A 14212-nucleotide genomic window follows, 5' to 3' on the forward strand; every position below is an offset into this window, starting at 1 on the left:
AGAGAAAACCCCATTTGGCTTAACTCCCCCTAGTCTGGGTACAGCGGGGCCACTGCAACACATCAACCGCCTGCCACGCCACCTAACAACTAAAGCACTCCTACCGCGCCTGCTCCACACTTCCAGCGAAGCCAATGCGACACTCCAAATATCGCCTGCCACGCTTCCCGCAGCCGAACCGTTAGCGTTCCGCATCCAGCGGAACCGCTGCGCCTTTAGCGCCGGCTGACGGCCGTGCTGCCAGCCGCCAGCCGTAGTGGACGATGACGCCGGCAACAACGCCAATCGCCAGATCATGTGTCCATACAACGGAAGCGACTGTTACAAGCATTACAGCCGTTTCATGAAACGGCACCCGGTGCAGCCGGTACACCGATTTCCAGTCGAAGATCGATACGCATACCATGAGCATAATGCCGACAAGCACCGCCATCGGCACAATCGCCAGCACATCGCCGAGCAGAACGGTAAGCAGCAGCAGGAACAACGCCGCAACCAACGTGGACAGCCGGCTTGTCCCGCCCATTTTCACATTGAGCACTGATTCGGCCACAAGCGCACAGCCCGCCATGCCGCCAAAAAAGCCGGCAACGACGTTCGCCGCCCCTTGCCCGCGCATCTCCCGATGTTTGCTCGTCTGCCGTCCGGTTTCCTCGTCGATCAAGTTTTGCGTCAGCATCGTTTCCGTAAAGCCCACCACGGCAAGCGACAGCGAATAAGGCAATATGACAACCAGCGTATGCCAGCTGAACGGTACGTCCGGAATGAGGAAGGACGGCAGCGACGCGTCGATGTCCGCAATATCGCGGATCAGTTGAACGCCGCTTATATGCAGCGCCCATACGCCAAAGGTCAGCACCGCAACCGCCACGAGCGGCGAAGGAACCGCTTTGAAATAACGCGGCAAAAAATAAATGATCAGCAGCGTAATCGCAATAAGCGCGTACATGCGCCATGATGCGCCTTTAAAATATTGCAGCTGCGACATCAAAATCAATATGGCAAGCGCGTTAACAAAACCTTTGAGCACGCCCGGCGCCACAAACCGCATCAGGCTGCCTAATCTAAACAGCCCCATTAAATATTGCAGGATGCCCGTCAGGATGGTCGCAGCGAACAAGTACTGGATGCCGTGGCCTTTTACAAGCGACAGCATCAGTACAGCCATCGAGCCGGCCGCCGCGGAAATCATCCCCGGCCGCCCGCCCAAAAACGTAATCACAAGCAAAATGCATACGGAAGCGTAAATGCCGACAACCGGCGGAACACCCGCCATAAACGAAAAAGCTAACGAATCCGGCACAAGCGCAAGCGTGGCCGTCATGCCGGCCAGCACGTTCAGCCGCACATCCGTGGTCCACTGCTCCCGCAAAGCGGTTAAACGAACCTTCATTTTAATAGCCTTCGCCTTGTCCGCCCGTTACGATCGCCACGCTGGAGCTTGCGCCAATCCGCGTCGCGCCCGCAGCCAGCATGCGGACAGCCGTATCGAAATCGCGCACTCCGCCCGACGCCTTCACGCCAATATCCGGGCCAACCGTACGGCGCATAAGCGCAATGTCGGCTTCGGTCGCTCCGCCTTTGCCAAAGCCGGTCGATGTTTTCACAAAATCAGCACCGGCTTCCACACTAATACGGCTTGCCGTTTCCTTCTCTTCATCCGTCAGCAGGCCGGTTTCCAAAATCACTTTCAGCACCGCTTGGTTGCCGCATGCTTCGACAACGCCGGCAATATCGCTGCGCACAAATTCCCATTCGCCCGATTTGATAAGACCAACGTTAATGACCATATCGATTTCGGTTGCGCCGTTCGCAATGGCGTCACGCGCTTCCGCCGCCTTGGCGAATGTCGTTGTCGCCCCAAGCGGGAACCCGATCACCGTCGTAATGCCTACCCCGGATCCGTCCAGCAGGCTTGCCGCATAACGGACCCAGCTTGGATTAACGCATACCGTTGCAAAACGGTATTGCTTCGCCTCCTCGCAAAGCTTGCCGACTTCCTCTCTTGTTGCTTCCGCTTTCAGCAGGGTGTGGTCAATGGCAGACGCCACTTGCTCCGGCGTAAATGAATGGTTACTCATACGGGTTCTCTCCTTTAATGGGGTTCATATTCTCTCTATTGCATGATTAAGCTTCCAGCAAATGCTGGGCTGTGATGTAATCGGTAATTAACGTGTTCACATATTTACCGCGCAAAGCACCCAGAACGGCGTCGATTTTGCTTGGCCCGCCCGCTACGAGAATGGACGTCTCCTTATGGCGCAGCTCGTCCAGTTCAATGCCGATTGTCCGCTCGTTCAGCTCGCTGCTGCACAGATTGCCGTTAATGTCGATCACCCGGGAGCATATGTCGCCAACCCCCCGGCTGCGGATCATCTCCACATCTTCCGGCGTAAAATAATTAGCTGCCATCAGCACCGAATCCGGCGTTGGCGACCCGACCGTTACAAGTGCAATGTTGGCGTCCTTGCCCCGGTTTAAAATATTGCGCACATGCCGGTCCGCCTCAATCGTTCTCCGGACAATGGCATGGTCAACGATCGCCGGCAGATGGAGATGGTACGGATTCGTATGAAAAGCGTTGCCGAACAGCTGGGCGATTTCATACGCATACGTATTAATTTCGCTGTGGCTGACGCCGCCGTTCAGCTGTACGACACTGACGCCCTTCACATGCTTGCTGCGCAGCTTCAGCGCCACTTCATACAGCGTTGTGCCCCATGTGACGGCAATGCTGTCACCATCCTTCACCAGCTCCAGCAAGTAATCGGCTGCCGCCTCGCCCAGAAAGCTTTTGACGATGCGGTCTTCGTATTTCGGAATCGGGGCGACAATTGCCTTCTTCAAGCCGTACTTGCGTTCAAGCAGCTCGACCCGCTCCTGCTGGTCGGCTACCGGATCAACAATCCGGATTTGCACAATGCCGGACAGCTTCGCCTGCTGCAAAAAACGGGAAACCGTCGGGCGCGATACGCCAAGCTGCTTGGCGATTTCCTCCTGGTTATAATCCAGCTGGTAATACATCCGGGCCGCTTCTATCATTTTTTGCCGTTTATCGTTTAATTCATCCATAACCTGCGTTCACTCCAGACACATGATGTGCGGATTACTTGAAAAAATGTGATGGATAATCATTTACATTATTTCATTTTATTATAAACGTTTTGCTTTTGAAATACTTATTCCGGTGGCAAGCAAAAAAAGCGGCGGTTTGCTCCATAAGAACAACCCGCCGCTTGTATGATTTGAAGCATTCGGAAACCGGTTAACCCCGGTTGATCAGGTGAAAATCGTCATAATGGAAGCCTGGCGATACGATGCAGGACACCAGCACCGGCTCGTTTCCCAGCGGACGCGCCATCTGCCATTCGCCGCGCGGCACAAGCGCCTGCGGCTGCTGGCCGTTCAGTACGTCCCCGCCAAGCACGATTTCCTGCCGCGTTTCCGGCTGATCGCCCGTTCCGCCCAGCGTCAGCATAATCGGGCTGCCCGAATGCCACAGCCACACCTCATCGGAAAGGACCGTATGCCAGTCCGAAAACTCATCGGGGTGCAGCAGAAAATAAATGGAAGAGGCCGCAGGGCGAGAGCCGGAATACGGCGCACCCAATACTTCATGAGGAATCGTAAACGATGCTTTCCAAATTTCTTTATACCAGCCGCCTTCGACATGGGGCTGCAGGCCAAGCGCTTCAACAAGCGGTGATACTTTTTTATCCGTCATAGGTATTTGCTCCTTTATATTGGTTTTAAGTAACTGCCGCATAAGCGCCAAACTGGGCTGCGTGCAGGCGGCTGTATATGCCGCCGGCCGCGATCAGCTCTTCGTGCCGGCCTTGCTCGGCGATGCCGCTTTCGTCTACGACGATGATGCGGTCTGCATTTTTGATGGTGGCGAGCCGATGCGCAATAACCAGTGTTGTCCGCCCTACGGACAGCTCGGCCAGCGACTGCTGAATCGCCGCCTCCGTCTCTGTATCCAGCGCCGATGTCGCTTCATCCAAAATCAGGATCGGCGGATTTTTGAGGAACATGCGCGCAATCGCAAGACGCTGCTTTTGTCCGCCGGAAAGCTTCACGCCGCGCTCCCCGATAACTGTGTCAAGCCCGTCCGGCTGCTGCAAAATAAACGGCTCCAGCTTTGCACGCCTTGCCGCTTCCCAAATGCTCGCTTCATCCGCATCCAGCTTGCCGTACGTAATGTTGTCGCGGATCGTGCCCGCAAACAGGAACACATCCTGCTGCACGATGCCGATCTGGCGGCGCAGCGATTCCAGCGTCAGCTCCCGGATATTGTAGCCGTCAATCGAAATCGTGCCGGAGGTTGCTTCGTAAAACCGCGGCAGCAAGCTGCACAGCGTCGTTTTGCCTGCGCCGGAAGGTCCGACAAATGCAATCGTCTCTCCCGCGCGAATCGTTAAATTAATGCCGTTAAGCACATTCGAATCGCCGCCGTAGCCAAACGTTACCTGCTCATAACGAATATCGCCCCGAAGCGTGCCAATAGCTATCGCGCCCTCTATATCCGTAATATCGGGTTCGGTATCCATCAGCTCGATGTAACGCTTAAAGCCCGCGATCCCTCTCGGGTAGCTTTCAATAACGGCATTAATTTTTTCAATGGGTTTAAAGAAGATGTTCGTCAGCAGCACAAATCCAACAAACTCCCCATAGCTGAGCTGCCCGTCAATGACGAACCAGGAGCCGCAAATGAGAACAAAAAGCGTCACCAGCCGCATCAGCATGTATGTCAGTGAGCCGTTGAACCCCATAATTTTATAAGCGATCAGCTTCGCTTCGCGAAAACGCATATTGTTCACGCGGAACAGCTTGCGTTCATGCTCTTCGTTGGCGAATGCCTGCACGACGCGAATGCCGCCTACCGTATCTTCCACGCGTGCATTAAAGTCGGCCATGTCCGAGAACAGCCGGGAAGACGCTTTGGTCATCTTTTTGTTGAAATAAACAACAAGCCACATAATAATCGGCACTACTATAAATGTCAGCACCGCCAGCTTCATATTAATAGTGGCCATAATAATAAACGCTCCGATCAGCGTCATTACCGCAATAAACATATCCTCCGGCCCATGATGGGCAACCTCGCCGATTTCGAACAAATCGTTGGTCATGCGCGAGATGAGATGGCCGGTTTTGGTATTGTCAAAATATCGGAACGACAGCTTCTGCACATGGTCAAACAGCTTGCGGCGCATATCGGTTTCGATATTAATGCCCAATTTATGGCCCCAATACGTAACTACAAAGTTGAGCACCGTATTAACGGCGTATAACGCCAGCAAAGCCAAGCAGGCAATCACAATCCAGCGCCAGTTCTGGTCCGGCAGCAAGTCGTCAATGACATGGTTGACGGCCAGCGGAAAAGCAAGCTCCAGCAGCGCCAGCAAAACCGCGCAGCCAAAGTCGAGATAAAACAGCCTTTTATAGGGCTTATAATAGGAAAAAAATCTGCGAAGCGTTGGCATAAGCTACTCCTTTCCATAACAGCTAATCTCCTGATGATAATGGATATCAATTCCTAAAGTCAATGATCGGACCGGATGTGATATCCGTTATAAACAGCGCCGCTCAAACAAACAGCCAACCGCCGGCCGGCGAATTGGCTGTTTGTTTGAGTAATTGTTCTGGCTTGGTTGGCGTGGCTGCACCTGTCATGCTCGGCTTACGGCCGCATGAGGGACTGCTTGCTGCATGCCAATCTCGGCTTGCCGCAGATTGGCATGCTATTCCTTGCACGCCGCTCAGCCAGCTGCAACCGCTTGGCGTGCTGCTTGCTGCATGCCAATCTCGGCTTGCCGCAGATTGGTATGCTATTCCTTGTACGCCGCTCAGCCAGCTGCAACCGCTTGGCGTGCTGCTTGCTGCATGCCAATCTCGGCTTGCCGCAGATTGGTATGCTATTCCTTGCACGCCGCTCAGCCAGCTGCAACCGCTTGGCGTGCTGCTTGCTGCATGCCAATCTCGGCTTGCCGCAGATTGGTATGCTATTCCTTGCACGCCGCTCAGCCAGCTGCAACCGCTTGCCGCAGATTGGTATGCTATTCCTTGTACGCCGCTCAGCCAGCTGCAACCGCTTGGCGTGCTGCTTGCTGCATGCCAATCTCGGCTTGCCGCAGATTGGTATGCTATTCCTTGTACGCCGCTCAGCCAGCTGCAACCGCTTGGCGTGCTGCTTGCTGCATACCAATCTCGGCTTGCCGCAGATTGGTATGCTATTCCTTGTACGCCGCTCAGCCAGCTGCAACCGCTTGGCGTGCTGCTTGCTGCATACCAATCTCGGCTTGCCGCAGATTGGTATGCTATTCCTTGTACGCCGCTCAGCCAGCTGCAACCGCTTGGCGTGCTGCTTGCTGCATGCCAATCTCGGCTTGCCGCAGATTGGTATGCTATTCCTTGCACGCCGCTCAGCCAGCTGCAACCGCTTGGCGTGCTATTCCTTGCACGCCGCTCAGCCAGCTGCAACCGCTTGGCATGCTATTCCTTGCACGCCGCTCAGCCAGCTGCAACCGCTTGGCGTGCTGCTTGCTGCATGCCAATCTCGGCTTGCCTCAGTTTTTTGCGTCCGCGCCAGCGGAAGAGGGCGATGATGCCGCGGAAATATTCGTCCGCGATCATACAGCTATAAATGCAGGAGAGGCCCCATCCCAGCTTGACGCCAAGCACGTAAGACAGCAGCGTGGCGATCAGCGACATCGAGATAAGCGAGTTGGTCATCATAAACCGCGTATCGCCGATGGCGCTCAAGGAGTTGCCCAGCGCCATATTGAGCATTTTGCCCGGCTGAAGAAGCAGATTGAGCGAAAGCAAAGAAACGCCAAGCGCGATGATATGCGGGTCGGACGTAAAGAAGCCCAGCATTTTATCCCCGACGAAATAGACGATAACCGCGTTGACCGATACGATTACCAGTCCGATATATAAACCGCGGTAGGCGCTGCGGTAAGCTTCTTTCGTCCGCTTGGCGCCAAACAGATGCGCCACCTGGATTTGCACGCCCATCGCGATGGACTGCCCGAGCAGGAAGCAAAACGATTCCAGCGTATTCATGTAAGTGCGGGCGGTCAGTTCCGCGGAGCCAAGCATCGCCAGGAACGAAAAGATCGCAAGCTGCGAGAACACCCAGCACGACATGTTCACGCCCAGCGGCCAGCCGATCTTCAGCACTTCGTGAAACAGCTTGCGGTCGAACAGCTTGAAGTCCGGCAGCCGGATTGGCCGGTGAAATGCGCTTAAAAAAATGTAAAACAACACGATCGTCGCAAGCAGCCTGCTTGTTACCGTCGATATCGCAACCCCGGTCAGCCCCAGCTGCGGAAAACCAAAATGGCCAAAAATAAAAGACGAGTTTAAAAACAGATGGACAATATTCATGCCGACCGCAATGTACATCGGCGCTTTCGTGTTGCCGGTGTTGCGGATGGACGTGCTCAGCGTCGTCATCACGGCCGTCAGCACCATACCTCCGCCAACGATGGATATATAAATTTCCGCAAGCGGCAGCAGCCGGTCCGGCAGCTGCAGCAGCATGGCGATTTGCCGCGGCGCCGCAATCAGCGCCACACTGATGACAACGCCGATCAGCGCGGTCACTTTAAGGGCGATAACGCCTAACGTCCGGGCAGATTCCCGGTCCCGCGCTCCCAAGCGCTGCGCAATCAAAATACCGGCGCCGCTCGATACAGTCGTAAACAGCGCCATCAGCGCATTAAACAGCTGATTGGAGAAACCGACGACCGCTACGGCGTCGTCGGAAATTTTGCTGACCATTAACGTATCGGCCGCGCCTAACAAAAATTGCAAAAACAATTCAATAAAAATTGGCCAGGATAACATCCATAGCGAATAATTTCCCAGCTGTTGCCGTGAACCCATTATGCCTTACCCTCCCGGGAACTTTAAGGCTTTGGCAGCCTTTATGCCTGTTCCCATCCATGATTATTCTTTCTCGTATTATAGTTGCTGCGGGGCAGTTTGTGTATCACGATATCAACCGAAACTTTCACTTTTGAAACTTCGATAAAGCGGAGCGGAAGCATAGCAAACAAGCTCTGCGCCATAGGGGCAGAGCTTGTTTGCTTGAAGCGCAGCCGGTCGAATGCCGGGCCGGCAAGCCTTCCAGCGCCTCCTTATTCCTCTTCCGAAAAAGCTTTCAGCAGCTCCATCTTCAGCTCGTAAGCCGCTGTGCTCAAATGGACCGGATAGACATCCGGGTTCAGCTTGCGCAGCAGCTCCGGCCAAAAGAGGGCAAGCCGCTCCTGATGGAATGCGCGCACCTGTTCAAGAGATGGAACATCGTAAACCAGTTCTCCCTGCTCGAAAATCGGATGAAGCAGCGCATCGGCTTCGTATTGGGAAATATGTTTGTAAATATACGGATGCAGCGGGTCAAACAGCTTGATCCGCTTGCCGCCGACTACCTCGTCCTCTCCGTATAAAGTGATATAGTCGGCGATTGCCCGGCCCGACTTCCGGTCGATCAGGCGGTAAACATCCTTTTTGCCCGGCGTCGTAACTTTCTCGGGATTGCCGGAAATTTTGATGACCGGCACGAGGTCGCCGTTTTTTTCGCGCGCAACCAGTTTGTACACCCCGCCAAGCGCCGGCTGATCCTCCGCCGTAATGAGATGGGTGCCAACGCCCCATGTGTCGACTTTAGCGCCTTGAGCCTTCAGGTTAAAAATGATGTGCTCGTCCAAATCATTGGACGCAACGATCCGTACATAGTCCATCCCGGCTTGATCCAGCTGCTTACGGGCTTCCTTGGATAAATAAGCCAGGTCGCCGCTGTCGATGCGGATCGCCTGCATCCGTTTGCCCTTCGCCTCCAGCATGCGGCCGGTCTTGATCGCGTTCGGCACGCCGCTTTTGAGCGTATCGTATGTGTCGACTAGCAGCGTCACGCCGTCAGGCAGCGCTTCCGCATATTTTTGAAAAGCTTCCTCCTCCGAATCATGGCCCTGTACCCAGGAATGAGCGTGCGTTCCTTTGGCCGGGATGCCGAACTTGCGGCCGGCCAGCATATTGCTGGTCGCATCAAAGCCGGCGATGTAGGAAGCGCGCGCCCCCCATATCGCAGCATCGGCTTCCTGCGCCCGGCGAGAGCCAAACTCCAGCAGCACGTCGCCTTGCGCAACCTGGACAATACGCGACGCCTTGGTCGCAATCAGCGTCTGATAATTCATAAAGTTCAGCAGCGCTGTCTCGACCAATTGCGTCTCCAGGTTAGTCCCCTCGACCCGGAGCAGCGGCTCATTCGGAAAAGCAATTTCCCCTTCCCGCATCGCATAGACGGTTCCACGGAACCGGAAGTGGCGCAGCAGGTCCAGAAATGCCGGATCGTACCGCTCCTCCTGCTCGGCCAAATAAGCCAAATCCTCCTCGGAAAAAGACAAATGGCGCAAATAATAAATGATCCGTTCTAGACCGGCGAATACGGCATAACCGTTGCCAAACGGCAGCCTGCGGAAATACGCTTCGAATACTGCCCGATCGTGGGCCGTTCCGTTCACCCAATGCGCGTACATCATATTGATTTCATATTTATCGGTATGTAGTGCAAAATCCGTTCCGTTCATCGTTGTCCCCTCTTTGCTGCCTTTATCGTCATCTCATGCAAGCGAATGCCATAATGTTACCTTCCCATTATAAGTGAAAACCTTCTCCTGCCTACACACCGCTCTTGTCCCACAGATCCTCGTACTCCTTGGCATGCCGTTTAAATTCCGCCAGCGCATAAGAGCAAAGGGGGATGATCTTTTTCCCCTGCGCCCGCGCTTCGTCCGTCACCAGGTTCAGAAGCTGTTTGGCTAGCTGCTTCCCGCGGTATTTCGGGTCGACATACGTATGGTCGATCACCCAAGTGTCCCCGTCAGCCGGACGGAACGTCATTTCGCCGATCACGCCGCCTGCTCCTACCAGTTCAACCCTGCCGTCCTGCTTCCGGGTGCTGATCTCCGTTTGTTCCTCTTGCCGTTTCTCTTCGTTCATCCCGACAATCCCTCCTTTTTCTTTAGTATAAGTACCTGCGGACAGAATTAGCCATGCGGCTTGGACAGATCCGTCAAAAAAAAGCGGCTTGCCGGATGCCGCGCCTGATGGCGCCGCTTCAAGCAAGCCGCTGGCTGCATCGCAGCCGATGCCGTTTATTTGCTGTGCATTTTAAATTCAAGGAACAGCTCGTTGTAATGGGCGAGCATCTTTTTGCCCAAATTATCGTACACTTCAAGCTTGCTGGTCAGTTCCGGACTTGGATAAAACCGCTCATCGCCGGAAATATCTTCCGGCAGCAGCTTCAGCGCGCCTGCGTTTGGCGTCGAATAGCCGACGTATTCCGTATTTTGCGCGGCATGCTCCGGGTCCAGCATAAAGTTGATGAATTTGTGGGCGCCTTCGATATTTTTGGCTGTTTTCGGGATGACCATGTTATCGAACCACAGGTTCGAGCCTTCGTCCGGCACCACATATTCCAGCTTATCGTTGGCGTCCATCATTTCCGAAGCGTCGCCCGACCATACGAGGCCTACGGCCGCTTCTTCGTTGGCCATCAGCATTTTGATCTCGTCGCCGACGATCGCCTTCACGTTAGGCGTCAGCGTGCTGAGCTTTTTGAGCGCTTGCTGCAGATGATCTTCGTTCGTATCGTTCAAGGAGTAGTGCAGGCTGTTGAGGCCCATGCCGATCACTTCACGCGCCCCGTCCAGCAGCAAAATTTTGTTGCGCAAGCTCGGGTCCCACAGGTCGTCCCAGCTGTGGAACGTCAAACCGCCAACCATGTCGGGATTGTACACGATACCGACCGTCCCCCAAAAATAAGGGACCGAATATTCGTTGCCCGGGTCAAACGATAAATCCATAAACCGCGGATCAATATATTTCAGATTCGGCAGCTTGGAATGGTCGATCGGCAGCAGCAGATGTTCTTCTTTCATTTTGCTGATCGCATATTCCGAAGGAACTGCAACGTCAAACGTCGTGCCGCCTTGCTCGATTTTGGTCATCATCGCTTCGTTGGAGTCAAACGTCTGATAGATGACTTTAATGCCGGTTTCCTTCTGGAACTCGTCCAGCAGTTCCTCGTCGATATAATCGCCCCAGTTGTAAATGGTCAGCGTATTGTCTCCGCTGTAGCCTTCGCTCGAGTTAAGGTAAGTCGTCAAATACATAAGCGCAAGGGCTGCAACCAATACGACCGCAAACGTCCGAACGATCTGCTTCATGGGCGAAGCCCCCTTCCGTTCGACCGGCTGTTCCGCTGGTTAATGAAGTAATACCCGATGACGAGTATGATGGTCAGCAGGAAAAGCAGCGTAGACAACGCATTGATGGACAACGACACGCCTTGACGGGCCCGCGAGTAAATTTCGACCGATAACGTCGAAAAGCCGTTGCCTGTCACAAAAAACGTGACCGAGAAGTCATCCAGCGAATACGTTAATGCCATAAAAAATCCGGCGAACACACCCGGTTTAATAAACGGCATAATGACCCGCGTGAGCACATGCCAGCTGTTCGCGCCAAGGTCCCGCGCGGCGTCAATAAGCGTGGAGCTCATTTCCTGCAGCTTGGGCAAAACCATGATGACCACGATCGGCACGCTGAACGCGATATGCGACAGCAGGACGGACATGAAGCCCAGCTTAATGCCGATAATGGTAAACAGGATTAAGAACGACGCGCCGATAATAACGTCCGGGCTGACAATAAGCACGTTGTTCAGCGACAGGAGCGTATTTTTCGGCTGCCATTTGCGCACTTGATGAATGGCGATCGCGCCGGCAACGCCCAGTATCGTGGATATAAGCGCCGACAGCAAGGCGATCACAAACGTATTCAGCACAATAATGAGCAGCCGCGTATCCGCGAATACTTCTTTGTACCATTCGAACGTAAAGCCTTCAAAGCTGCGCATATGGCCGCCGCTGTTGAAGGAGTAATAAATCAAATATAAAATCGGCGCGTACAGCACCGCAAACACAACAAACAAATACAGATTAGGCAGCTTTCCGTTTGTTTGCATCTTGCGCACCCCGCTTTCTCGTGCCCGTCACCAGCATGATGACCGCCATCACAATAATGAGGAACACCGCAATGGTAGCCCCCATCCCCCAGTCCTGGGTGACAAGAAAATGCTGCTCAATCGCCGTGCCGAGCGTAATGACGCGGTTGCCCGCAATAAGGCGAGTCAGCATAAAGAGCGACAGCGCCGGAATAAATACCGCCTGGCAGCCGGATTTGACGCCGCTGATCGTCAGCGGGAATATAACCCGGCGGAACGTCGTCCAGCCCGAAGCGCCCAAATCGCGCGAAGCGTAGATCAGCGAAGGGTTGATTTCCTCCAGCGCGTTAAAAATCGGGAGCACCATAAACGGGATGAAAATATAGACCGATACGAAAATAAAGCTGAAATCGGTAAACAAAATTTGCTGCCGTCCGATGCCGATCGCATCCAGCACCGCATTGGCGAAACCGTAAGTGCCGAATAAGCCGATGAACGCGTAAGCTTTCAGCAGCAGGTTCACCCAGCTCGGCAATATAATAAGCAGCAGCCACAGCTGCTTATGCTTCGTGCGGGTCAGCCAATACGCCGTCGGATAAGCGATCAGCAGTGAAAAGACGGTGATGAGCAAAGCGTACCAGAACGAGCTCAGCGTCATTTTCATATAAACGGCTGTAAAAAACTTCGAGTAGTTCCCAAACGTGAAATGGCCTTCTACATCAAAAAAAGAGTAGTACACGATAAGCACGATGGGAGCAATGACAAACAAGGCGATCCATAACAAATAAGGGATAAGATACACATTGCGTCTGCTGATTCTATTCTGCATCGTCGGCCTCTACATACTCTTCGAGGCGTTTGTCGAACTCTTCCTCCGTCTCGCCGAAACGCATAACATGAATCGCTTCGGGATCGAAATAAAGTCCGATCCGCTCGCCTACAACCGCTTTGCGCGTCGAATGGACAAGCCATTCATTGCCAGCGTCGTCGTAGCTCGAAATTTCGTAATGCACGCCGCGGAACAGCTGGGAATCCACCCGTACCTGCAGCTTGCCCTGCTCGACCGTCGTAATCTCCAAATCTTCCGGGCGAATGACAATCTCAACCGGCTCATTAGGATTCAGGCCGCCGTCCACGCAATCATACGTATGCCCGGCAAACTCGACGACATAATCTTCTTTCATCCGCCCCGGCACAATGTTCGACTCCCCGATAAAATCGGCTACAAACCGGTTGATCGGCTCGTCGTAAATGTCGGTTGGCGTTCCGCTCTGCTGAATGTTGCCTTCGTTCAGCACAAAGATTTCATCCGACATCGCCAGCGCTTCCTCCTGGTCATGCGTAACGAAAATAAACGTAATGCCCAGGCGGCGCTGCAGTTCCCGAAGCTCGTATTGCATTTCCGTGCGGAGCTTCAGGTCAAGCGCAGAAAGCGGCTCGTCCAGCAAAATAATTTCCGGTTCATTCACAATAGCCCGCGCAATGGCGACACGCTGCCGCTGGCCGCCGGACATTTCGTGAATTTCGCGGTTTTCGTAGCCTTCCAGGTTGACGAAACGGAGCGCTTCCTTCACTTTTTCCTTAATAGCGGCATTTTTCATTTTTTTGATGCGCAGGCCAAAAGCCACGTTCTCAAACACATTCAAATGCGGGAATAACGCATAGTCCTGAAATACGGTGTTCACTTGGCGTTCGTTCGCCGGCACCCGGTTAATTACTTTGCCGTTAAAATAAATGTTGCCTTGCGTAGGCTCGATAAATCCTGCGATAAGACGCAAAATGGTCGTTTTACCGCAGCCCGAAGGGCCAAGCAGCGTATAGAACTTGCCTCGTTCAATTTCGAAACTCACATCGTTCAGAACGGTTGTGTCGTCAAAACGCTTCGTAACTCCCTCAAACCGGATAATCGTCTCGCTTGTCGCTGCCACTTACCACTCCTCCTTTAATATATGTAATAGCCTCTTTCCCTTGTTCGCTAAATTCCGGCAAATGTCCGGAGGCCATTCGTACTATGCAAGTATTCAGCAATTGATTATACAACAAATAGGTAGGGGTGCAACGGTTTTTTTAAGAAAGAAAAACAAGGATGGATTGCGCCGCTTCCATTCCATAGCTATTCCCTGCTTCTCCGCAAGAAACACACGATTCCCGCGAAAAAAGCGCCGCACACGCTGCGCCAAAAGAACCACCCCCGGA

The 14212-nt window shown here is 53.6% G+C and carries 12 protein-coding genes; all 12 read right to left on the reverse strand.

The genetic code is table 11. The features are described from left to right. Nucleotides 1-181: 181 nt before the first annotated feature. The 12 genes from ET464_RS12920 to ET464_RS12975 all read right to left on the reverse strand — a co-directional run bounded on the left by ET464_RS12920 (nucleotide 182) and on the right by ET464_RS12975 (nucleotide 13944). Entirely contained in the window at nucleotides 182-1393 is a 1212-nt protein-coding gene (locus ET464_RS12920; protein WP_129441501.1) for a SulP family inorganic anion transporter, read from the reverse strand. A gap of 1 nt (nucleotide 1394) precedes the next feature. Continuing rightward, nucleotides 1395-2081, reverse strand: a complete 687-nt coding sequence (gene deoC / locus ET464_RS12925) for a deoxyribose-phosphate aldolase (RefSeq protein WP_129441503.1) — start codon at nucleotides 2079-2081, stop codon at nucleotides 1395-1397. 46 nt (nucleotides 2082-2127) lie between these two features. Next, nucleotides 2128-3072: a DNA-binding transcriptional repressor DeoR gene (locus tag ET464_RS12930; RefSeq protein WP_129441505.1), complete on the reverse strand. Its 945-nt coding sequence runs from the start codon at nucleotides 3070-3072 to the stop codon at nucleotides 2128-2130. 193 nt (nucleotides 3073-3265) lie between these two features. After that, the gene (locus ET464_RS12935; RefSeq protein WP_129441507.1) at nucleotides 3266-3724 is read right to left on the reverse strand and encodes a cupin domain-containing protein; all 459 of its coding nucleotides are present in this window, start codon (nucleotides 3722-3724) and stop codon (nucleotides 3266-3268) included. Nucleotides 3725-3749: 25 nt separating this feature from the next. After that, nucleotides 3750-5486 carry an ABC transporter ATP-binding protein gene (locus ET464_RS12940; protein ID WP_129441509.1) on the reverse strand — a complete coding sequence of 579 codons (1737 nt, stop codon included), beginning with the start codon at nucleotides 5484-5486 and terminating at the stop codon, nucleotides 3750-3752. A gap of 1027 nt (nucleotides 5487-6513) precedes the next feature. Continuing rightward, nucleotides 6514-7893, reverse strand: coding sequence for an MATE family efflux transporter (locus ET464_RS12945; RefSeq protein ID WP_129441511.1), 1380 nt, complete (start codon nucleotides 7891-7893; stop codon nucleotides 6514-6516). A 254-nt stretch (nucleotides 7894-8147) separates the two neighbouring features. Further along, nucleotides 8148-9596, reverse strand: a complete 1449-nt coding sequence (locus ET464_RS12950; RefSeq protein WP_129441513.1) for a nicotinate phosphoribosyltransferase — start codon at nucleotides 9594-9596, stop codon at nucleotides 8148-8150. 91 nt (nucleotides 9597-9687) lie between these two features. Continuing rightward, nucleotides 9688-10008, reverse strand: a complete 321-nt coding sequence (locus ET464_RS12955) for a GNAT family N-acetyltransferase (RefSeq protein ID WP_129441516.1) — start codon at nucleotides 10006-10008, stop codon at nucleotides 9688-9690. A gap of 155 nt (nucleotides 10009-10163) precedes the next feature. Beyond that, nucleotides 10164-11237: an ABC transporter substrate-binding protein gene (locus tag ET464_RS12960; RefSeq protein WP_129441518.1), complete on the reverse strand. Its 1074-nt coding sequence runs from the start codon at nucleotides 11235-11237 to the stop codon at nucleotides 10164-10166. Next, the gene (locus tag ET464_RS12965) at nucleotides 11234-12037 is read right to left on the reverse strand and encodes an ABC transporter permease (protein WP_129441520.1); all 804 of its coding nucleotides are present in this window, start codon (nucleotides 12035-12037) and stop codon (nucleotides 11234-11236) included. The genes ET464_RS12960 and ET464_RS12965 overlap by 4 nt, the downstream gene beginning before the upstream one ends. After that, a complete protein-coding gene (locus ET464_RS12970) occupies nucleotides 12012-12845 on the reverse strand; it encodes an ABC transporter permease (RefSeq protein WP_129441522.1) in 834 nt (277 codons plus the stop codon). The genes ET464_RS12965 and ET464_RS12970 overlap by 26 nt, the downstream gene beginning before the upstream one ends. Then, complete coding sequence (locus ET464_RS12975) at nucleotides 12835-13944, reverse strand: ABC transporter ATP-binding protein (RefSeq protein ID WP_129441524.1); 1110 nt, start codon at nucleotides 13942-13944, stop codon at nucleotides 12835-12837. The genes ET464_RS12970 and ET464_RS12975 overlap by 11 nt, the downstream gene beginning before the upstream one ends. Nucleotides 13945-14212: the final 268 nt, after the last annotated feature.

This window comes from Paenibacillus protaetiae (assembly GCF_004135365.1).
GTDB classification, from domain to species: domain Bacteria; phylum Bacillota; class Bacilli; order Paenibacillales; family Paenibacillaceae; genus Paenibacillus_AP; species Paenibacillus_AP protaetiae.